The sequence below is a fragment of the Colwellia psychrerythraea genome (assembly GCF_000764185.1).
In the GTDB taxonomy this organism is placed as follows: Bacteria; Pseudomonadota; Gammaproteobacteria; order Enterobacterales; family Alteromonadaceae; genus Colwellia; species Colwellia psychrerythraea_B.
In genome coordinates this window covers 71672-93325 of record NZ_JQEC01000002.1, presented here as the reverse complement: position 1 = coordinate 93325, position 21654 = coordinate 71672, and the positions used below count along the sequence as shown (strand labels likewise).

Sequence of the window (21654 nt, the reverse complement as noted above, 5' to 3'; positions counted from 1 at the left end):
AGTAGATTTCTTGGCAGATTGTTTGGCAAATTTTTGGTACTAATGCTATTGCGGTATTATCCCGCTTTCTTATTCTGCTTTTTATCCCATAATAAACGAGGATCAAAACTGTTAGCTGCAAACATGGTGAAAATTACCGTTACGGTAAAATAATTTATCGCAGGGCCTGCGGCTACAGAGGTAACAAAGCCAAGCTCTACTACGGTAACCATTAACGCAACAACGAAGACATCAAGCATTGACCAAGGTCCTAAAAACTCAAGTGCATGGTAAAATTTGCTATGTTTGTCTGGTTTTAAACGTATGCCAGTATGCACTTTATAAACTAGCACAAATAGTCCAATAATTTTCAATAAGGGCACTATGATACTGGCAGTAAAAATAATAATGGCTATCGGATATAAACCATAATCAATAAACTCACCAATACCCGATAAAATGGTTGCTTCTCTTGGTATACCCAATTGATAAACAATCATAATAGGATAAAGGTTCGCCGGAATGAAAGCGATTAAAGCGGCAACATTCCAAGCCAAGGTATACTGTAAAGAGTTACGCTTACGCTGATAAAACATGCCATGACAACGGCTGCAGCGCTGATGTTCGTTAACAAGACTATTAAGTTTATGGCATTTAGGACATAAAGCGAGTCCTGCGCTTTTAGCAGTATTCATCATCACAGCTCCTAGGAAAAGCACGTTCTAACTTGTCCCATATATAATCCTGATCGAGCGCCGCGGCTGACATAGTTGAGCAAATTAACCATAAGCTAAAAGACAGTAAACCAAGGTTGACCGATAGTTCAGTATCGTCGAGCAATTTATACATAGAAACGACAATACCTAACATAAATACATTGAGCATAGCCCAATGGTCAAGGTGATGATAAGCACGGAAGAAACTTAATAATGAAGGTTTTAAACGCTTAAACTTAAAACAATAAGATAGATATAGTGCGCCGGATAGGCGAACTATAGGCACGGCAATCGCAAAGAGAAATACCAAGCAGGCAATCATAAAGAAACCGCGATCAATCAAAACTAGGATGCAATCAAATAACGATGCTTGATGAAATTGTCCTGCCAAAGTAACGCCCATAATAGGTAATAAAATGGCCGGTAACATTAATATCAAGCCAGCAAGTGACCAATTAAAACTGCGCTCAATAGAGTCGACTTTGCGTTCTATTAGCGTGCAGCCACAACGGTTACATTTGGCTAATTGTCCCTGTTTTAAATGTGGTTTGTCATATAAGGCGTCACACTGCTGACAAGCGACAAATAATGAAGTATTAATGTTATTGTCCCTTTAATTGCTAGCTATAAAAATTCAATAAAAAAAAAGCAGCGATATACGCTGCTTTTTAGAAACTTGCTAATGAAGCAACCAAGTCATTGTTATTTTAATGACGTAATGTATTGTGCAACGGCTTCAATATCAGCATCTGATAATTTAATAGCAATATTACGCATAATGCCATTATTGTCATTACCACGGCTACCATCACGGAAACTAGCAAGTTGTTTTTTCAAGTAATCTTTACTTTGACCAGTAATGCTTGGGAAGCCAGCTTGTTTCATGCCTTTACCCGTAACACCATGACAAGCAATACAAGCAGTAACACCTTTAGCAGCATCGCCGCCGTAGTATAAATTATGGCCTGCTTCATTTGACTCACCAGTACCTACTTTAGTGCTTTGTACTGCAAAGAAACTAGCTAAATCTTTTATGTCTTCAGGAGTTAACGCCGCAACCATACCCGCCATCACAGGGTCGTTACGATTACCTGATTTGAAATCAGCTAATTGTTTAGCTATATAGTTAGCACTTTGACCCGCAAGGCTAGGGTACATTGGTATTAAGCTATTACCGTCGGCACCGTGACAAGCGGCACAAGCAACTGCTTTGCTTTTACCAGCAGCGACATCACCTGGATAAATTGCTGCAGCTGGAGAAGAAGAAACAATGTCAACATTGCCCGCGGCTGGTGCACTTACTGGCGTAGCATCGGTGCTAGAGGCGGTACTTGCTGAAGCAGCAGCTTGTTCGTTGGCACTAGGTAAACCTGAGAAATGAGCCGCTAAATCAGCCATATCTGCTTCAGATAAGTTCGCCGCCATAGGCGCCATCATGGCATCGGTACGTGCGCCTGATTTAAAATCTTTTAATTGCTTAATGATATAAGCATCATTTTGGCCAGCAAGGTTAGGAAACATAGGACTTGCACTAACACCAGTAGGACCGTGACAGGCGCTACAAGTGGCAGATTTTTCTTTACCTGCGTTAGCATCTGCGGCTTGTACAGCACTTACTGAACTTAAAGCTACGAATAGCGAAAAGATAATTTTTTTCATTGAGTTGCTCTCTGCTTGTCATTAATTACGTAGCTGTTCGAATAATATAATAGCTATCTAATTAAAAAATGATAAAAAAGTATGATGGATGTGTCGGCATTTTACACGAATAATAGCGCCGTGTAATAGTTGATAATAAAAAATCAGACAAAAAAAACCTTAATTTAACGGTTTTGTGCATTTTTTTAATAATATTTGTCGAAGAAAAACGCTATAATGACGAAAATTTTAAACGAGTTAAGCCCTTGTCTTCTACAAAGATACATTTAACTAAAGCCGCCTTTACCATTAGCGCCCCTGATATTCGTCGTTTACCAGCTGATTCTGGTATTGAAGTTGCCTTTGCGGGCCGCTCCAATGCAGGTAAATCTAGTGCTTTAAATACGCTAACTAATCAACGAGGTTTGGCGCGTATTAGTAAAACTCCGGGTCGAACTCAGCTTATCAATGTATTTGAAGTAGCAGAGAACAGACGTCTGATTGATTTGCCTGGTTATGGTTTCGCCAAAGTGCCATTAGAAATGAAGAAAAAATGGCAAAAAGCATTGGGTGAATATTTAGAAAAACGCCGATGCTTAAAAGGTTTAGTAATATTAATGGATATTCGTCACCCATTAAAAGATTTAGATATGGATTTAATTCAATGGGCAGTAGACAGTGAATTACCCGTCTTAGCGTTATTAACTAAGTGTGACAAGTTATCACAGGGCAAGCGTAGCGCTGAAGTATTAGCGGTGAAAAAAGCCTTAGCGTCATTAGATGCTGACATTAAAGTACAAGCCTTTTCATCACTCAAATACACCGGCAAAGAACAAGCTGATGCCGTTATTTGTGATTGGCTTGAGCAAGCAGATGATCCTGAAGTTGAAAATAGCTCAGATGTTCAACTTGATGATGAAGATGAAAACATCTTACCCGAAGACTTTCAGAATTAATAAAAGTGCTAATTTAACCTTAGGTTAATGTAATAATAAAAAGGGAGAAAGCATCATGCTTTCTCCCTTATTTGTTATCTGCTGGTTCAGAAGTTAGGTTATACCAATCAGTATGAGAAAGTGCTTACTTCTTTATACGGATGCTATTACCTGCTTAAACTGTAGCTCAACTAATCGCTGATATAAGTCACAGGTTTGTAATAATGATTGGTGATCACCGATATCAACTAACTGACCTTGATCTAAGACTGCAATATGATCAGCATGTTTAATCGTGGATAACCGATGCGCGATGATGATAGTAGTGCGGCCACGCATTAACTCTTCTAAAGCCTGCTGTACATGATGTTCACTTTCACTATCGAGTGCACTTGTTGCTTCATCTAATAATAATATATGTGGGTCTTTCAATATTGCTCTAGCAATAGCAATACGTTGACGTTGCCCGCCTGAAAGTCTAACACCCCGCTCACCAAGGAAACTGTTATAACCTTCAGGTAATTGGCTTATAAATTCATGGGCATGGGCTTTTTTAGCTGCAGCTATCACTTCTTCATCGCTGGCTTCGGGCTTGCCGTAGCGTATATTATGAAAAACATCACTACTAAATAAGGCCGGTTGCTGTGGAACTAAAGCCATTTGTTGACGCAGATCTTTTGGATCAAGTTGGCGTATATCGGTGCCGCCAAGAGTAATTTTACCAGCTTGTGGATCATAAAATCGCTGCAGTAATTCAAATAGTGTAGTTTTTCCTGCACCGGACGGGCCAACAAGGGCCAATACTTTACCTTGCTTAGCAGTCAAATTAAGTGTTTGGGTTGCAGCTTGATCAGGTCTAGAAGGATAATTAAAGCTTACCTGCTGAAAAGAAATTTCAGCGTTAAGGTTTTTGGCTGCAATAGTATTTTTTACTGGTGGTAGAATATGGCTTTCAACCTGCAAAATTTCAATGAGACGTTCAGTAGCACCAGCGGCACGTTGTAATTCCCCTAATACTTCGGAAATAGTTGCCAATGAAGAAGCAACTAAAATGGCATAAAAGACAAAAGCGCCTAAATCACCGCCACTCATTGTGCCCTGAATTACATCACTACCACCAACCCATAACATGCCAGTAATGGCACCAAAAACAATAATAATAACACCAGCGATCAAGGTAGCACGTTGCTTGATACGACTACGACCAATTTGAAAAGCCTTTTCAACTTCCTCGCCAAAAGCGTGTCTTTCATGTTGTTCGTGGGTATAACTTTGTACTGTTTTAATATGTTCAATGGCTTCGCCAGCATAACTGCCAACATCGGCCATAGAGTCCTGACTTTTACGCGATAGTTTTCTTACTTTTCGGCCATAAAATAATATGGGTACTAAGATAAATGGCACCGACAATAAAACAATCAGGGTTAATTTTATGTTGGTAGCAAACAACATAACTAATGCGCCAATAAGCATTAAGGCACTACGAATAGCCATAGAAAATGAAGAGCCAATAATGCTTTGCAGTAAAGTGGTATCGGTGGTGATACGCGACATAATATCGCCACTGCCATTGGTTTCAAAATAACTCGGGTGCAAAGTAATAACATGATTAAAAACAGCCAAGCGGATATCAGCACTAACTCGCTCACCTAACCATGAAACAAGGTAGAAGCGGGCAAATGTACCACCAGCAATTAATACAGTGATAGCTAAGATAAATAACACTGCCTGCTGTAATTGTTCAATGGATTGCTGAGCAAAACCTTCATCAATTAGCATCCTAACGCCTTGGCCAACTGACAACATTACCGCAGCAGTAAAAATAAGGGCGATAAAGGCAGCTAATATATGACCTTTATAAGGGCTAATAAATTGAATAAGCTCAAACAATATGGCAATTTTTTTATCTGGCTTTAGATCAGCCACAACTTCACCGGTAACTTGACTAGCAGATAGTTGTTCAGACATAATATTCCTTATTTATAGCGTGTAATAATAAAAGTGAAGCGACTAGTGAATACGTTAGGGTAAATAATTTACCTTGCTCGTTCAGGCATTCTGAAACACATCTTCAAATAACTTGGGTATAACATGGGGGCGTTAGTGAAAAAAAACGCTAACTTTTTGTTAAAAATGTAAGAGAAAGTTATTTTCAGTAGAAAATTTTGTAGATGGTGTCAGGGAAGTGCTGTATTTAAAGGGCTTTACTTAATTGTTATCACTGAGGTTTAGCTGGAATGTTCAATGAATTTCAGACATAAAAAAGCCGATGATACTTACAGAACTAATAAATAGTTAAGAATTACACCGGCATACTAGCTTATGGGGAAGCTGAAAAATTATTACAATAAGTGTTCGCTTAAGAACAAGTATACTATAGAGCAACAGCTCTATAAAAGTAAAGCTATTTCTAGAGTAGTTGCTCTTTTTTATTGATCTAGATCATTTTAAGTCGATTTTATATCTGTGAATATTCATAAATGATGAGGAGTGCATAAATAAATTGGACTGACCGGTTATGTTCACTGTTACCACAAAGCCGACATAATACATCGATAGCCATAAGCCACAATATATCAAAAAGGTGGCATACATATACTGTTGTGTAAATGATGCTTTAATACTGTTAGCACTTTATTTCTAAGCCACAATATTTCCGAATCGCGTTGATGTCGAGTATGCCATGTCATTGATATAGGCCCAGGTGCAAGGTCAAAAGGCGGCTTTTTAATAATCAGTTGACCACTGTCGACACTCTCTAAAATAACGGGCAAAGGAATAGTGGTTATCATATTGCTATTGATCAATAACTTGGGGATATTATAACAATGGTTAACTGTCATCGAGATACGACGATTTAACCCTTGCTGCTGTAAGAGTTTATCAACACCTCCAGCAGCCTCACCAGAAAGTGATAGCAATAAATGTTCGGCTGAGGCAAAACATTGTAAGTTGAGATCTTGTTTGACGAGTGGATGATCGGCGCGCATGGCACAAACAAAGTGATTATCAAATAAGTGCTGGCTTTGCACTTTTCCAGAACTACCTTCAAAGTAATCTAGCACCATGTCGACATCGGCATTCAATAATAAATTCTCACCATTAACCGTGTAAGGTACCGCATGAATATTAACCTGTGGTGCTTCTGCTTCAATAATTTTCCGCAAAGGTAACCAAAATAAATCAGCCATCCAGTCGGTAACGGCAATACGAAAAGTACGTTTAAGAGTAGCGGGATCAAATATTTGTTGCTCGGCTGCGCGCTTAATCGCATCCAATGGTACTGCAATATCTCGCCATAATTGTTCTGCAAAGGGAGTCGGACGTATACCACGACCCTGTTTTACAAATAAGGGATCTTTCCATGCATGACGCATTCGAGCAACGGCGTTAGAGACCGAAGGTTGAGTCATCGCCAGTCTTTCAGCAGCGGCGGTTATAGACTGCTCTTGCATTATTACATCAAAAATAACCATTAAATTCAGATCAAGATTAGCCATATTATGTTGCGTATTAATCATTAGGGATAATTAGTATTACCAATTGCATTGATATTATCAATGAATCTTATATTAACCATCAATTAGACGGTATGAATTGGTTTTGGCAAAGTAGCCTTATCGGCTCAACAAGGCCACAACTTAACTCAAAGCTAACGCTAAGGAATACACATGAAAGCGGTTTATATTGAACAATATGGTAGTGCTGAAAAATTAATCGTAGGTGAAATTACGAAGCCTAAAATACTTCCTAATCAAGTACTTATTAAGGTGCATGGCGCAGGCGTTAATCCAGTAGACTGGATGGTACGCGAAGGGTTTTTACAAGACAGCGGCGAGCATAAATTACCGTTAATATTAGGCTGGGATGTCTCAGGAGAGATTGCTCAACTGGGTGAGGAGGTAAAAGATATTAACCTAGGTGATGCGGTATTTGTTTACGCGCCTATTTCTGGGCAAGGTGCATACGCTGAATATATTGCGGTAGACGGTGCTTTAGTGGCGGCTAAACCTAACTCCTTGAATATGCTAACGGCAGCAGCAGTGCCACTTGCGGCAACCACCGCTTGGCAAGCTCTGATGCAAGGCTGTCAATTAAAGTCAGGTGATAAGATATTGATTCATAATGCTTCTGGTGGGGTTGGCAGTTTTGCGGTGCAACTAGCCAAAGCATGTGGCGCTTATGTCATAGGAACGGCATCGGCAGCTAAAGAATCCTATGTCAGAGCATTGGGAGCTGATGAGTTTATTGATTATCGTAGTCAGCGTTTTGAAGATACGATTGAGGATGTAGATGCAGTGTTAGCTGCTGTAGGTGGAAATGATATTTTATCGCGTTCCTTGCAAGTTATACGCAAAGGTGGCCATTTAATCTCATTATTGGATGATTTTGATGCTGATATTGCCCAGCGGCAAGGGGTTAACTTTCAACGTTGGTGGGTAATGCCTAATGCAAAACATCTTCAGCAGATCAGTCAGCTAATCGATAGTGGTAAAATTCAAGTAAATATCGACAAAATTTTTTCATTAGAGCAGGTTAAGCAAGCTCATACCTTAAGTGAGTCACAAAGAGCCTGCGGTAAAATCATTATAAACGTAGCCGCGTAATACTTAGCTAATTTAATAACAATTGAAATAACAGAGGAAAGCTATCATGGCGATTGTAACCCTGATTTTGTTACTCAGTACCTGGGGAATCCCGTCGCGCAAACCCGGCTAATCCTCAACCAGATGCAGAATTTTTTAGAATATTCTGGCTTTACTCTTGATGACATTATTCGCACAGATTGGGCTTTTACCAATGACGTTGATTCAGCTCAATTTGGCCAAATTGCAACAGTATGGGAAGAGTTTTTAAGTGACGTAGAAGTTAAACCCGCTAGAGGTACATTACGGTATGTGCAACGGTTAGGTATGCCAGATATGATGGTTGAATATGAGATGATAATAGCACGATAATAATTGATGACTTACCTAGCAGCATAAAGCCTACTACGGGGGGCTTTATGCAATATTAAAGACAATTCATTAGAAAACATATGGAAAAAAAATTAAACTTAATGTTAATTTTTAGCGATCAGTTGACCTTAAAAGCAAGCAACAGGGACTTGTGCCAAAAATCAAACCGCTTTATGGTAGTCAATGTTTTTTATGTTAATTTTTACTACAGGGGTAGTCCTACTAAATATTGAACGTACGATTCTGTTCCCAATCTCAAAATTGAACATTAGGACCATATCTAAGGTCCATATAAAGTCGTGCATTAAATCTAAGGCGTTTTCGTCCCCGAAGTGTGATAAAAGTAGAGCTAACTAAAAAAATTGAGAAATATAATTTTATTCTAAATTTTTAGAAGCCTTCCCCTTCAAGAGTCGTGGTAATTTTATCAAAGATAGATGAGAGCTCTCCTGTTTTAGAGCTATCGAGTATCACTATGACAGCACCAGTCGTTAAATTTCTTCGAATATAGGTACGAGCCGAAAGCCAGCCTCCGCTATGTGAAACATATTGATCATTGCCAGTAGTGCTCATAAACCAGCCATAGCCATAATTTGTGTCGCTACCATTAGTTAAAACGGCAGAAGTAAAAGCCTGCAACTTTGTTTCGGCAGTAATTAACTTATCATTTCTTATCGCCTGATCCCATTTTAATAAATCGGCAATACTTGAGAAAATGGCACCATCACCAGCAATGCCGTCAAGAAAGGTCATTGTCACATTTTGCTCGTTATTTATGCCCACAGTACGATTTAGTAATCGTCCTTCATTGGGATCGGATAATAAGTTATATACATCCGTATCATACATTTCTAGAGGCAAAAATATCTCTTGATGCATAAACTCTGCAAAATTTATTCCTGATACACGAGCTACTATTTCGGCTAATAAAATATAGCCTGTGTTACTGTATTTCCATTGACTGCCAGGTTCAAATTCTCTATTCAATGGGTGGTCTTGAATGATCTCAAAGAATACCGGTATGGTCATAAAATCCGCATCTTGTTCAGTGATATATGCTTTAGGAAAGTGAGTGTAATCTTGTATACCCGAAGTATGGTGCATTAAGTGTTCGATGGTAATATTCATGTCATCAAGCTCTGGTAGGTGTTGACTAATTATGTCCGAAAAATTCAATAGTCCACGCTCCTTTAAGATCATGATTGCCATGGTGGTAAATTGTTTTGAAACCGAAGCCAAGCGAAAAGATGAGTCTATTGTCAACAAACTATCTTTGGATGCATTTGTGTAGCCATAAGTTTTCGTCATCACAGGCTCACCTTCTTGTGCTAGCAAAACCGCTCCGTTAAAGCGATCTTGTTCGTTAAGAACTTTGAGATAACTATCGATCACCTGAACTTTTTCAGTTAAAGAAAGCTCCGTATCGTCGACGGTATCGCTGACTGAATCGTCAGAGCCACAACCAAACATTGGCAATATGCATAATATAACAATGCTGCTAGCTATGAATTTTTTGAATGGGATCATAATTGAGTTTTTCTCTTATAATAAAACGGCTATCGACGATAGTTTAATCTGTTCTTAGAGCTTTCCAGCAGTGGCTATCTAACCTTTCTTTTAAAATTGATGGCCTTACTCATCAAGCGGCAAAAACTTCTTGTTATATGAATAACAGTCGGTAGGATTTAAGTGTTACCTAATTCCGATACACAAAATGGTCATATTTTATAAGGCAATTTGTGACGTTTTTTTGGATTTTTCGCTAATATTGACATAAACCTGCTAATTAATTTATCTCAGTCTAGCTACGGCGCATACCAACTCTGATCAGGAGGGGGACGACAGAAAATGAGATTGACTAGCGTATCATTCATTACTCGAATATATGCTTAGTATTGGAAATTTATGCACTCCAAAGGATACTGTAATAGACTGAGTTTCTTGGCCCTTAAAGTTTAATTTATATTCAAGAGGACTTATACGACTACCATCAGCAAATAATCCTATTAAGTGATCATGAGTAAACTCTCTATTGCCTGATGATAAATTAGTAAGTGTTATAACACTCCACCGTTCACCAACTTCATTACTCATCAGCACATAGTTGATTATTTCGAAGTCACTTTTTTTGGGTTTAATATTATTATCATTTGGAAAAGACAGTTGGAGGTTCTTTGATACTGATCGGTCAACCGTTAAAACTTCAATAGCTTCAGCTTGAGTTAGCCAAGGTATCAATACTAGAATTGGCAGAAGATATTTAAACATGCAGTGTATTCCTGAAACATAAAACGCCTATGAAGAGGCAAATAATAGTTGCTTAAAATAAGCGACGAAGGAGAAAAAAACAGTGAGTAAAATGCCTATTTGATATTCTTTCGGCACTTCTTCATTTTTTTTGAATATCGATACTATCCATGTTTACCTCGATTGATTACTTAGAAAAATACTAAGCAAAGCGGAAAAATACAGTTGGCTTGCGCTGCGCGCCGTTTAGCCTAACTGTAGTTTTTCCGTTTGAGCGAGTGCCTTGTTAAGCCTTACGCAGGAACACCCGATTTAGGGTTAACACCATAGTCATTTTCATCATGGCTATCTTGTACTAAAAAGACAATCATCACTATTACACCGATAAGTGGAACTAAATAAATTAACTGCCACCATCCAGAGCGTCCGGTATCATGCAATCTTCTAGCGCCAATACTAAGACTTGGAATTAGCAGTCCAAGGCCTACTAACATTGAAATAACATCTAATCCAAGTACTGCGAAAACGACTTGGATAATCATATAAATAAGTATGAACATCCAGTACTCTTTTCTACGTGCTCGACCTGTGAAGTCAGCATATTTTTTCAGTGCGCCTACAAAATAATCCATTTTGGACTCTCCTTGTTGTTGATAAAATTTTTAAAAACCTAACGCTTATTATGAAGGCTTCTCAGTAATGTTCGCCCTATAATATTTATTAAATCAATATTAATATCCCATAGTTTCAAAGCTTTAGAAACAACAAATATTTTATTTTTGTTAGAGTTTGGATATGACTGAGCAACCTCAGTTATATCCAATATAGGATTTAATATAATTATTCGTAATATCAATGGATTATAAGTCAAACAGCTGAATTACTGAGACTGTTCAGTAACATTACATGGTTTATTCATTAGAAAAGGTATGGTAAAAATTGAGACTAATTTATCCTTTTAGGCTCTTAGTTGTTATTGGTGTAGCATTTGGAATATCCACAGGTAAACTTGTGCTTTGATCTGAAATTATTTCTGGTGATTTTTATACTGACTTTTCATAGGCAGTTAATAACCATTTAATAACTTCATTATCAATATCAGCAATGCTCTGTAGTTGGATTCTATGTGTGCACATGGTTCCAAATGGCCCAGATCCCTCCAACCTACCTTGTACTTCAACACCTTGTAGTTTTAAGCCTAGATCTATTCTTGTTTTAGTTGCCGGTTTTATTAAGGCGAATTGTTTTTTTCTAATTAAACTGACACTAGCCTTTTTTGGCGTAATGACAACATCATCACCAAATGTCTCTACCGTTGAAATTAGCATTTCATATAGTGCTTTAAGTGACTCTTTACCTTTGTATTGATTTGCAACTAGATCTTCGGGCAATTCATTTTTTTGTTTAGATAACGTGACTATAGTATTGGCAAATCCATGGCTTACACCATGTGTCGTTTTTAAAAAAGTGACTGCCACTGCATGTTTTTCGACATTCTCTTTATCTAATATTTTAAGCCACTCTGCTAGCGTCTTACCTGTTTTTTCAGGCATATTATTAATCATCGTTTGCAGTGCTTGGTCCATATTATTCACCTTTTGATTTAAACGTAATCATAGTAACTATTATTTTGGCCAGTTAAGCCGCTTGTAATAAAAATTTAGTCAAACAATATCCAGATCCTTTCATCGGAGTTGGTATATGCATATTTAAGTTCCAATAAATGGCCGGCTAAGTCTGTTGTATTTACGTCAGTATTTAGCCATGAACTTTCATCAGACCAATGTCCAGCTATCTCTTTCAGACTTTCATCGTCGATGGTAGATAAAGTCTCCGAAAAACTAATAGATAACAACCACAGGTTGTCAGTTTGAGCAGAGCTACCACTTTTAAAGCAACTGAGTAGTTCGCTAATATTATCTTTAGTAAATTGCCCTCCACCGAGGATAGTCTCTTCTGGGATTTCTTCAATGTGATTGCAAGAGTCATCAGCTGTTTTTGTAAAGAAGGTTGCCTGCATATTTATCCTTTAGGTCTTTATAAAGCCGAAATAACCGGCTAGTTTATTGATTCGTTAATGGTTAGGTAAAATTGTTCGCAGCAGAAAATGTAGCCAACAGCTACAAGTATTGTCTTGATTGGCCTGTTAAGCTAAGGTGCAACATCCCATCGGAAAAGGCCCTTGATATCGATATTGGCACCTAAACGCTGATAAAACTTTATTGCACCATGGTTATCTTGTTCAACTTCCCATTTAATACGACTAGCACCATTAGCTAAGCACACTTCTTTTGCTTTAAACATTAACTCTTCACCTACTTGCTGTCCACGGAACTCTTCCCAGACAAAGACATCATCAATATTCATATAACTCGAACCTAGCCAAATAGAATAATTCCATGTATATGAACAATATCCAGCAGTTTTACCATTAACTTCTGCTAACAACACACCAAAAGATGGGTTAGTAGCAAAACCTGAATTTATTAATTCTTGTTTATTGGTTTTCACATATTGTTCTTGGTCATGATGCTTGGCTATAGCAAGAATCAAATCATAAACTTTGTCGATATCTGACACTGTTGCTTGTCTAACCGTAACCATTTAAATCTCCTAGTCAATTTAATGCTATTAACTTTATATTACGCCAAATAAACTAGTGCAAGCAATGCCGAAAAAGAACAACCATGATAAGTGTTTACCACGAGAAAACAGCAATGATACAAGTCCACTTATTGTGAATACGACAGCAATTGTGATGAGAATTTCTGTACGAATATTACCGCTTGGGTTAGAAAGAAAATACAATATTGCTGCAAATCCCCACCAAGCTAGCGTTGTTAGGTGCCAAGCAAACCTTAAAATACGTTTAGTAAACCAATCGCTACCAAGTAGCTTGGGCAAGTTATCACGTTTAAATAAACGCATCAAAATGAATTTTTCACCTAAATATGAATGAATAAAACCAATAAAAATAAGTAGAAAAGCACCGATGAGCAACATAACTATCACCATACTGAAAATTAAATTTGATTATTAAAGCAGTTACTCGATGGGCTTCAATCGGTAACCTAATATGCGACATCACCACACTAATTCGTCTAATTTCTTCATGAAATACTACATCGCTATAATGGCTAATTGATAGTTGATTGAAGGTATAACGAAGTAAAATAAAAACTAGTGCAAATATCTGTTATTTTTCCTTTTTTCTATTCTGTTCCATTTTTTCGACTTTATCATTTAACGCGGCAAGTGACTTTTGAATATCCATTAAAACAGGGTTAGATTTAGAGTGGTTTCTTATTTCTTCTTCACGAAATCCAAGCCTTGAATCAAGGTAACCAATTGCCAAAGATAAAAGAACAAATATCATCAAAATGATAGGTACGGCAACCATAGGGCTGGTAAATACAAACTCTGTTACGGGATTATCGCCTAGCGACTTTATAAATACGAAAATTATAAGCAAAAACTGTACATAACCAATATACATTTTTGAGCGATCTATATAGACCTTCCATCGAATTAAAGACTTTTTGTTAAACCGTGAATTCAAGATAACTCCTAGATACATAATGCCCATTTAGGGCTGATTATTTTTTGTTGAGTACTGTCTACCAAGGGGATGTAAGATCAAAACAAGATCGAGTAACTATAAAGTGCCGGTATATTTTCTTGTTAACTGTTATAGACATCTCATTGTTTATTATTCTTATGATGCAGTTTGTTTTAAACCAAGCGACATCATAAGCGGCAGTGTATTTTTGGGTAAACTACAATCTAATAAAATAGGGGATGGCGATTAAAATAATACCAACGACTAGTAGCATAAGCACGCTTGTCATGAAATATGGGAAAATAAAAAGTGCCAATCCTGTGCATAATGGCACAATAGCTCCCTGCTTTTTTCCATACAAGAAAAAACCAATGCCTATACCACCAAATAAAACACTCCAAATCATTATCGATGAACTATCCATTTATAAACCCTGCCAATTGTTATGTGTGCTTGTTTGTTTTTTTATGCCACAGCAGACATATCGATAATGCCAATAGACCGCTAAGATAGGTTGCGAGTAAAGGAATTATTGTAAGTTGGTATGCATGTTCATAATCTTCTGGGTAGTAGGAATCACCCGCTAAAATCCAAGCTGAAATGGCGCCTACAATTAACCAAGTAACTGCGGCTATTTTTTTATGGCTAGGTGCTGTGGCATAACCAGAAATAACTACAAAAAATGCAGCAACAGAGCCAATAATGGGTTTTTTCCAAACGCTAGCTAAATCAGCAAGAAACCCCGCAGCGAACGCTGAAACTATAAATATAATAATTACTATCGCAATTGAAAAAATAAAACCCTTAACTTGATTCATACAGTGGCCTTAATAATTAGTTGATTATACGTAACTCTTGATCGCTTCAAATGCTTTTACTGCCCTAGTAGGAATAAACTCGGCTACATCGTAATTTGCTACACTAGCAATACAAAAGGGATCTGCTTGAGTCCACTTGGACTTTATTCGATGCCTTAACTAAAAGGATGCCACCGTGGCGTGTAAATTTATGGCCGGAAGCAATAAATTGATCTGATATTACTATTTCTTAAATAGTTTTAATAACTTTGCTTTAACGCTGCGCCAATGGGTTCTTGGTATTTTAGGTGCTAATTGCAATAACTGCTGATAGTCCTTAACCGATAAGTTAACTTCACCACCGTGTGCAAGAATAATGCTATCAGGCTGCAATGCGATTATTTTATGCAGGGAAGCGCGGTAACGATTGGGGTAAAAAATGGGGAAGGGCGGAATAAATTTATTTCTAACTTTTACCATTAAATCGGCGACATAAACTTTATTGCTAGGTAAGTGATGTAGAGACAAGTCCCTATCCGTATGGCCTTGAGTTGATAGGACAATCCATTCTGGAAAACCTGGCAATGATTCGCCATCATCAAGTTTATAATCCGCAATCAACTGGCTCGAATACCAAATTTTACGACGGGGTCTTTTCATTCGCTTAGCTACCCACTTAGTGAGGAACATGTCAGTAAGATGCATAAGTCGCCCATCTAAACCAGAATACCACTGGCCATTAACATTGGCAGTCGCTATTTTACAGCCAGTAATTTTACGTAGTTTATTAGCAGCACCGGCATGGTCTGGGTGCATATGTGTTACCACTACTAACGTTAAATCATTAAAAGGGCGTTGCAAGGAGTCGGTAATGAAATGCTTGAGCAGTGAAATATCTGAGCGACAACAGCCATCAAGTAATAATAACCTGTCAGGATACTCTGCGAGCAAGATTGTTTGTATATGGCCATCAAGGTGATGTAGTTTCATAATGAAAAATGCAAATGGTTAATAAGCTATTTGAACAATTATGTCACAATAAATATAGTTTTATTTATTGTTTATCGAGGGAGATATTTCGATAGGTGCCAACCAAGTTTATGCTAATGTATTGGGAAAATTATTTATAAAAAGAATAATAAGATGAACAGCCCCTTGAACTTCAAACCGCTATTGCTGACTTTAGTTGTGCTCAGCTTCTTAGCCACTTTTCTGAAAACTCAATATACCAGTACTATTGATCCCGTTCCGGCGAATGCGCCAGACACTGTATTTTCAAGTGAGCGAGCATTCCAGTATTTGCAACAGCTTACTAAGGAGCAAGTACCACACCCGGTAGATAGTTTGGCTAATAGGGTTGTAGAGCAACGCATTGTCAGTCTTTTGACTGAGTTGGGCTATCAGCCTGAAATTCAAGAGGCCACTATTTGTCGAGACTCTTCACGAGGATTCGCTCGTTGCGCTAAAGTCAGAAATATCATTGTCCATATTCAAGGTAGTAGCGTAGCTAAGGGGATTTTATTAGCGGCTCATTATGATTCTGTACCTGCGGGCCCGGGTGGCAGTGATGCTGGCGCCGCAGTGGGTACGCTTTTGGAGACGGCACGACTGTTAACACTTACCGAGCCTCCACTTAATTCGATTGTTTTATTGTTTAATGAGGGGGAAGAGTTTGGTCTATTTGGCGCACAAGCTTTTATGGAACAACATCCACTTGCTCAGCAATTAACACTGGCCATCAATATTGAAGCGCGTGGTAGTACCGGTAAAAGCGTTATGTTTGAAACGGGAGAAGATAGTGGTTGGCTTGTTGAGCAATATAGTAAAACCACGCCCGCGCCTTTAAGTAGTTCGCTGTTTTATGAAGTCTATAAGTTTTTGCCTAACGATACCGATTTAACCATATTTAAAGAACATGGCTTACAAGGACTAAATTTTGCTCATGCAGACAGGTTACCTCATTATCATACGCCATTAGATAATCTTGAAAATCTCGATCGAGGCAGCTTGCAGCATCATGGTGACAATGTTTGGGGCGTGTTAACGCAGATCAAAGATGTGGATTTAAGTAAAGTGGCATCAGGAAACCTAGTCTATAGCGATATCGCCGGCCTTTGGATGGTGAAATGGAGTGAGAGCACTAGCCTTGCTTGGTCAATCGCTTTATTAGTTGTCTTTAGTGCGCTGTGGTATTTGTTTAAAGTGCGGTTACAGTTGAGCGCTAAACAACAGGCGAAAGGGCTTTTGGCTTGCTTGTTGGTTCTGGTTAGCTCTGGCCTGATGGGGTATTTGGTATTACAGTTAGTCAGACTGTTTAGTGGCCATCAAATGCCTTGGCACGCTAATCAATTACCAATGCAGTTATCGGTTTGGTTTGCTGTCTTACTTTGTGGGCTGGTTGTAGGTCGCTTAACTGTTCGAAACCTTAGCGCAGTTAATGTCGTTAGTGCAGTGACCTTGCTCTTGAGCGTGTTAAGTCTAACAACGAGTATTTACTTAACAGGGGTGAGTTATTTATTCCTTATTCCAGCATCAATGGGCATGGTCACTTTACTACTATTTAGAGCTGTTACCGGTAATGAATTACCTAAAGAATTGAACAATACAGGACAACAAGGCATTGTTAATACAGTTGCACAACCACAATTTTCGCCCCTAAAAATAGCCTCGTTAATAACTCTGGCTCTTGTCATCGCAATTATGTTCATGCCAATTGCCTACGTATTAGAGTTAATGGTGGGTTATGGTATGTCAGTGGCTATTGCTGTGGTGTTAGCGTTTATTGTTATAGCGCTGTTACCACTGTTAACCTTTGACTCAACTCAGTCTAATAACCTGTCTAGGTTAGTGACCGTCATCATTGCATTTAGTGCTAGTGCATCAGTGGTTTGGACTAGCACCCAAGCTACCTTTACTTCATGGTTGCCACAACGCTTGAATATTCAGTATGTACAAAACCAACACAACGAAGCATTTATTACCACAGGAAGGACCGCAAAAATATTGTCAGATTCGTTAGTTTCATCACTGGGAAAAAACAACTCACAGCCGATAAAAAATGTCGAAGTCTTCCCTTGGAGTAAAAGGAAATATCAGACAACTGCTGTCACCTCATTAAATAAAATCGCGCCAGTATTTACCGTGTTATCGAAAGAATTCAACACCAATGGTTTACAAGTGAACGCGCAACTTATTACTGAACAAGTGAATGATGAAAATTCTCAGCTCAGCGATGTTAAATTGTATATTCCGGTTGAGTCAGGATTACAATCAATAGAGGTTGGCGATTACAGCTTAAGTTATCAGGATGATAAACGTAGTAGGAATGGCTTTTACGAATATCACTGTCGAGGCATCAGTTGTGCAAACATAACCATTACCCTGAATTATGGTGAGCAAGTTAATCAGTCTCTGGATAACCAGGCGAAAAGCGTTTTGGTTTTATCCGCTTATAGCGGCTTACCACAGACATATAGTTCGTTCATTTCTGCCCGTGGTGATAGTAGCGTGCCATCGCAAAATGGCGATCAGTCCATTGCATATAAAAAATTTGAGTTTTAACTATTTTTGATGCTGTTATTTATTAAATCAATAGTGGTCAGAACTGCTAGTTAGTTATTTTTAATTAATAAAAAAAGCCACAAAGATTAATCACTCTGTGGCTTTTTGATTTTTCGGGTACAACTTACCGCGTTAGTAGCCAAAGTTTAGTAAGGCCAGTACAGTTTTTATCTAACAAACTTTATTGAGCGCCTCTTCTGATACTTCAAATTCATGTTCGTCTAACTTATGTCTTTTCTCAGCTAATAATAAATAAAAGCTAGGTAAAATAAACAAAGTAAAGAGCGTACCAATAAACATACCGGCAACTAAAATAATACCAATACTATTACGCGCTTCTGCGCCCGCGCCAGAAACAAGCACTAACGGAAAGTGGCCTAATATTGTTGCTGCTGTAGTCATCAAAATAGGGCGTAAACGTGTCGTTGCGGCTTCAGTGACCGCGGCCAGTTTATTCGCTCCTAACTCTTGTGCATGGTTGGCAAACTCAACAATTAAAATACCATTTTTAGCGATTAAACCAATTAGGGTAATTAAACCTATTTGTGAATAGATATTAATGGTGGTTAACTCCATGTATGGGATTAACAAGGCGCCAGATAATGCTAACGGTACACAGCCTAGCAGCACAACTAACGGGTCTCTAAAGCTATTAAATTGTATGGCCAATACCAAGAATACAATCAATAGCGAGATAGCTAATACCATAATTAAGGTATTACCCTCTTGGCGTAACTGACGCGATTCACCTGCGTAATCAATAGAGTAACCTAACGGCAATATCTCTTTAGCCTTACTCTCAATAGCTGATAAAGCTGCTTCTTTACTTGAACCTGGGGCTGCAACACCATAGATTCTAAATGAAGCTTGCTGAGCAAAAGTACCGAGTGCTCTAGGTACTGTTTTCCACTTTAACTCAGCCACGGCAGAAACAGGCAATAGTTCACCTGTAGGTAATTTAATATTTAATGATAAAATAGCCTCGGTTTTACTGCGAACTTCATCATTAACGATAGGTATAACGCGATACGCTTTACCATTAGCATCAAAGCGATTGACAAAATTACTCGATAATAAAATGCCTAGCTGTTCACTTATTTGACCCACAGTCATACCTAAATCAGCAATTTTCTCACGATTTAGTTGTAACTCGACTTGTGGCAGATCTATTTTTAAGTCGGTATCAGCGTAAAGGAATTGGCCACTAGCAAAGGCTGCACCAACCAGTTGATCGGCATATTGCTTCATTTCACTGTAAGGAGCTGATGCCTTAACAATCATTTCCACTTCAAATTGCCCTGAACTCGGTAATGAGGCCGGTAAAATAGGAAACATATTTAGCCCAGGTATTTGTGCTAATTTTCCATAAATTTGTGGCACTAATGATTGGGCGCTATAGTCGCGTTCATCAGCATTGACTAATTCCAAACCGCCAAAACCACCACCACCGAAAATTATTTGCCAAATTTTCTTGCCACCTTCAATTTCTTGTAAGCTTTCAACAACAGGATTCATTTGTGCGACGTTGTATTCGAGTGACGCATCAGGCGGTGATTGAATAACAAACATAACCATGGCTTGATCTTCTACTGGCGCTAGTTCTTTTTTCGAGTGTAGATAAAAAGGCACTGTCAGCAGCGATACAACGATGGCAATTAGGAATACTTGCCCTTGCCATTTGAATATCTGCGTTAATAATTTAGCGTATCGTCGTTGTATTTTTTCAAAAAGATGATTCACTTTGCTAGTAAACCAACCTTCCTCACCTCCTTTAGGGGAGGCATAAGCACTCATAATCGGCGATAAGGTAACGGCGACAATACCGGAAATAATGACCGCTATAGCTAGAGTAAAAGCGAATTCTTTGAATAAAACACCAGTCAGGCCAGATAAAAAGCCAATAGGCGCATAAACAGCCGCTAGCGTTAAAGTCATTGAAATAATAGGTACAAGCAGTTGGCGTGAACTAATAAGCGCCGCATCAAATTTCGACATACCTTGACGCATCAAACGAGCAACGTTTTCAACCACCACAATGGCATCATCAACCACTAAACCAACCGATAGTACGATAGCTAACACGGTTAATAAATTAAGTGAAAAGCCCATCATAGACATGGCGGCTATGGCGCCTAAAATAGAAATAGGTATGGTGATTAATGGCACTATCGCGCTTCTAAATGAACCCATTAATAACAGCACAACTAAGCCTACTAAAATAACAGTCTCAGCTAGGGTAGTAAAAATTTCACTCAACGCATCACGCATATACAAAGTGCCGTCATAAGCATAATCAATAGAAATACCATACGGAAGGGTTTGATTTAGCTCTGCTACTTTCTCGTATAACCTATCGCCAATGGCAATTTCATTGGCGCCAGGTAATGGCCAAATAGAAATATATACGGCATCTTTATCGTTTAATCTGGCGGTAACGCTGCTATCTTCTGCGGCGAGTTCAATTTTGGCGACATCTTTTAAATAAATATTAGCGCCATCTAACTTACTGATAACCAACTGTTCAAATTCATTAACACTGCTTAGCTGAGTATTAGCAACGATATCAATTTTTTGCCGACTATTTTCTACATATCCCATAGTCGCTATGGTGTTATTTGTTGCTAAGGCTTGGTAAACATCACTGGCACTTAAGTTAAATACTTGTAATGCTTCAGCATTTAACCATACCCGCATTGCTGGTGTTCTTGCGCCTTCGATACCAACTCTTTGCACACCTTCAATGGCATTTAAAACTGGATTGACTTGGCGAGTTAAATAATCAGTGATGCGTGATAAGTCATTGCCATTGGCTTGGACATTTAAATAAAATACCGCAAAAGGTCTATCGGCACGACTCACTGATACCATAGGGTCTTGTGCACCTTGGGGTAATTCAAAGCGAATTTGGCTTAACCTGGCGGTTAATTCAGCAAGTGCTAAGGTAGAGTTTTCATTAAGTTTTAGCCAAGCGGTAACTTTAGAGCTACCCGAAGTACTGGTTGAATCGACATATTCAACACCAGGCACGGTCGCAGCAACACGCTCTATTGGCTCAGTAATAAAGCCCTGTATTACATCAGCAGAAGCGCCGATATAATAGGTATCAATAACTAATGAGGCACTTTCAATTTTTGGAAATTGCAGTACCGGAATTTTACTTGCTGACCATAGGCCGGCAATACAAATAATAATAGATAGGACGATAGCAACGACAGGTCGCCTAACAAATATGTCCATAATAGATGGTTTACTTTCTTGCATCAT

General features: G+C 38.4%; 21 protein-coding genes and 1 pseudogene. 4 read left to right on the top strand and 18 right to left on the bottom strand.

Annotated elements, in window-relative coordinates; all coding sequences use genetic code 11:
• Positions 1 to 56: 56 nt before the first annotated feature.
• The 4 genes and pseudogenes from GAB14E_RS21760 to GAB14E_RS25620 form a co-directional block, all read right to left on the bottom strand.
• The gene (locus GAB14E_RS21760; RefSeq protein ID WP_033080279.1) at positions 57 to 677 is read right to left on the bottom strand and encodes a paraquat-inducible protein A; all 621 of its coding nucleotides are present in this window, start codon (positions 675 to 677) and stop codon (positions 57 to 59) included.
• Complete coding sequence (locus GAB14E_RS0122355; protein ID WP_269429092.1) at positions 661 to 1167, bottom strand: paraquat-inducible protein A; 507 nt, start codon at positions 1165 to 1167, stop codon at positions 661 to 663. The genes GAB14E_RS21760 and GAB14E_RS0122355 overlap by 17 nt, the downstream gene beginning before the upstream one ends.
• 230 nt (positions 1168 to 1397) lie before the next feature.
• A complete protein-coding gene (locus GAB14E_RS25625) occupies positions 1398 to 1967 on the bottom strand; it encodes a c-type cytochrome (protein WP_414734048.1) in 570 nt (189 codons plus the stop codon).
• Positions 1968 to 2084: 117 nt separating this feature from the next.
• Positions 2085 to 2354, bottom strand: a pseudogene (locus tag GAB14E_RS25620) (c-type cytochrome); the annotation flags it as partial.
• A gap of 245 nt (positions 2355 to 2599) precedes the next feature.
• Here GAB14E_RS25620 and yihA point away from each other — a divergent pair.
• Complete coding sequence (gene yihA, locus GAB14E_RS21770; protein WP_033080532.1) at positions 2600 to 3289, top strand: ribosome biogenesis GTP-binding protein YihA/YsxC; 690 nt, start codon at positions 2600 to 2602, stop codon at positions 3287 to 3289.
• Between the two features lie 132 nt (positions 3290 to 3421).
• On the opposite strand, the gene GAB14E_RS21775 is transcribed toward yihA, so the two are convergent.
• Entirely contained in the window at positions 3422 to 5236 is a 1815-nt protein-coding gene (locus GAB14E_RS21775) for an ABC transporter ATP-binding protein/permease (protein WP_231561952.1), read from the bottom strand.
• Between the two features lie 608 nt (positions 5237 to 5844).
• Entirely contained in the window at positions 5845 to 6768 is a 924-nt protein-coding gene (locus GAB14E_RS21780; protein WP_033080531.1) for a LysR family transcriptional regulator, read from the bottom strand.
• A gap of 171 nt (positions 6769 to 6939) precedes the next feature.
• Here GAB14E_RS21780 and GAB14E_RS21785 point away from each other — a divergent pair, with 171 nt between their 5' ends.
• Both GAB14E_RS21785 and GAB14E_RS0122350 read left to right on the top strand, forming a co-directional pair.
• Entirely contained in the window at positions 6940 to 7875 is a 936-nt protein-coding gene (locus GAB14E_RS21785) for an NADP-dependent oxidoreductase (protein WP_033080276.1), read from the top strand.
• Between the two features lie 15 nt (positions 7876 to 7890).
• The gene (locus GAB14E_RS0122350; protein WP_081967659.1) at positions 7891 to 8226 is read left to right on the top strand and encodes a RidA family protein; all 336 of its coding nucleotides are present in this window, start codon (positions 7891 to 7893) and stop codon (positions 8224 to 8226) included.
• A gap of 390 nt (positions 8227 to 8616) precedes the next feature.
• Here the strand turns inward: GAB14E_RS0122350 and GAB14E_RS21790 are convergent, their stop codons facing one another.
• The 11 genes from GAB14E_RS21790 to GAB14E_RS21840 form a co-directional block, all read right to left on the bottom strand.
• Positions 8617 to 9753, bottom strand: a complete 1137-nt coding sequence (locus GAB14E_RS21790; RefSeq protein WP_033080275.1) for a serine hydrolase domain-containing protein — start codon at positions 9751 to 9753, stop codon at positions 8617 to 8619.
• A gap of 339 nt (positions 9754 to 10092) precedes the next feature.
• Entirely contained in the window at positions 10093 to 10494 is a 402-nt protein-coding gene (locus GAB14E_RS21795; RefSeq protein WP_052093331.1) for a hypothetical protein, read from the bottom strand.
• A 272-nt stretch (positions 10495 to 10766) separates the two neighbouring features.
• Positions 10767 to 11105, bottom strand: coding sequence for a DUF805 domain-containing protein (locus GAB14E_RS21800; RefSeq protein ID WP_033080274.1), 339 nt, complete (start codon positions 11103 to 11105; stop codon positions 10767 to 10769).
• A gap of 411 nt (positions 11106 to 11516) precedes the next feature.
• Complete coding sequence (locus GAB14E_RS21805; RefSeq protein ID WP_033080273.1) at positions 11517 to 12059, bottom strand: DUF4287 domain-containing protein; 543 nt, start codon at positions 12057 to 12059, stop codon at positions 11517 to 11519.
• A gap of 74 nt (positions 12060 to 12133) precedes the next feature.
• Positions 12134 to 12493, bottom strand: coding sequence for a hypothetical protein (locus tag GAB14E_RS21810; RefSeq protein ID WP_033080272.1), 360 nt, complete (start codon positions 12491 to 12493; stop codon positions 12134 to 12136).
• Between the two features lie 131 nt (positions 12494 to 12624).
• Entirely contained in the window at positions 12625 to 13077 is a 453-nt protein-coding gene (locus tag GAB14E_RS21815; RefSeq protein WP_033080271.1) for a GNAT family N-acetyltransferase, read from the bottom strand.
• Between the two features lie 33 nt (positions 13078 to 13110).
• Positions 13111 to 13476 (bottom strand): hypothetical protein, encoded by a 366-nt coding sequence (locus GAB14E_RS21820; protein WP_033080270.1) that lies wholly within the window; start codon positions 13474 to 13476, stop codon positions 13111 to 13113.
• A 193-nt stretch (positions 13477 to 13669) separates the two neighbouring features.
• The gene (locus GAB14E_RS21825; protein ID WP_156115634.1) at positions 13670 to 14032 is read right to left on the bottom strand and encodes a hypothetical protein; all 363 of its coding nucleotides are present in this window, start codon (positions 14030 to 14032) and stop codon (positions 13670 to 13672) included.
• 217 nt (positions 14033 to 14249) lie between these two features.
• On the bottom strand, positions 14250 to 14456 hold the full coding sequence (locus tag GAB14E_RS21830) for a hypothetical protein (protein ID WP_033080269.1): 207 nt from the start codon (positions 14454 to 14456) through the stop codon (positions 14250 to 14252).
• Positions 14457 to 14475: 19 nt separating this feature from the next.
• Entirely contained in the window at positions 14476 to 14850 is a 375-nt protein-coding gene (locus GAB14E_RS21835; protein WP_033080268.1) for a hypothetical protein, read from the bottom strand.
• Positions 14851 to 15072: 222 nt separating this feature from the next.
• The gene (locus tag GAB14E_RS21840) at positions 15073 to 15819 is read right to left on the bottom strand and encodes an MBL fold metallo-hydrolase (RefSeq protein ID WP_033080267.1); all 747 of its coding nucleotides are present in this window, start codon (positions 15817 to 15819) and stop codon (positions 15073 to 15075) included.
• A gap of 153 nt (positions 15820 to 15972) precedes the next feature.
• Between GAB14E_RS21840 and GAB14E_RS21845 the strand changes: the two genes are divergently transcribed.
• A complete protein-coding gene (locus GAB14E_RS21845) occupies positions 15973 to 18390 on the top strand; it encodes a M28 family peptidase (protein ID WP_033080266.1) in 2418 nt (805 codons plus the stop codon).
• A 171-nt stretch (positions 18391 to 18561) separates the two neighbouring features.
• On the opposite strand, the gene GAB14E_RS21850 is transcribed toward GAB14E_RS21845, so the two are convergent.
• Entirely contained in the window at positions 18562 to 21651 is a 3090-nt protein-coding gene (locus GAB14E_RS21850) for an efflux RND transporter permease subunit (protein WP_033080265.1), read from the bottom strand.
• Positions 21652 to 21654 lie beyond the last annotated feature (3 nt).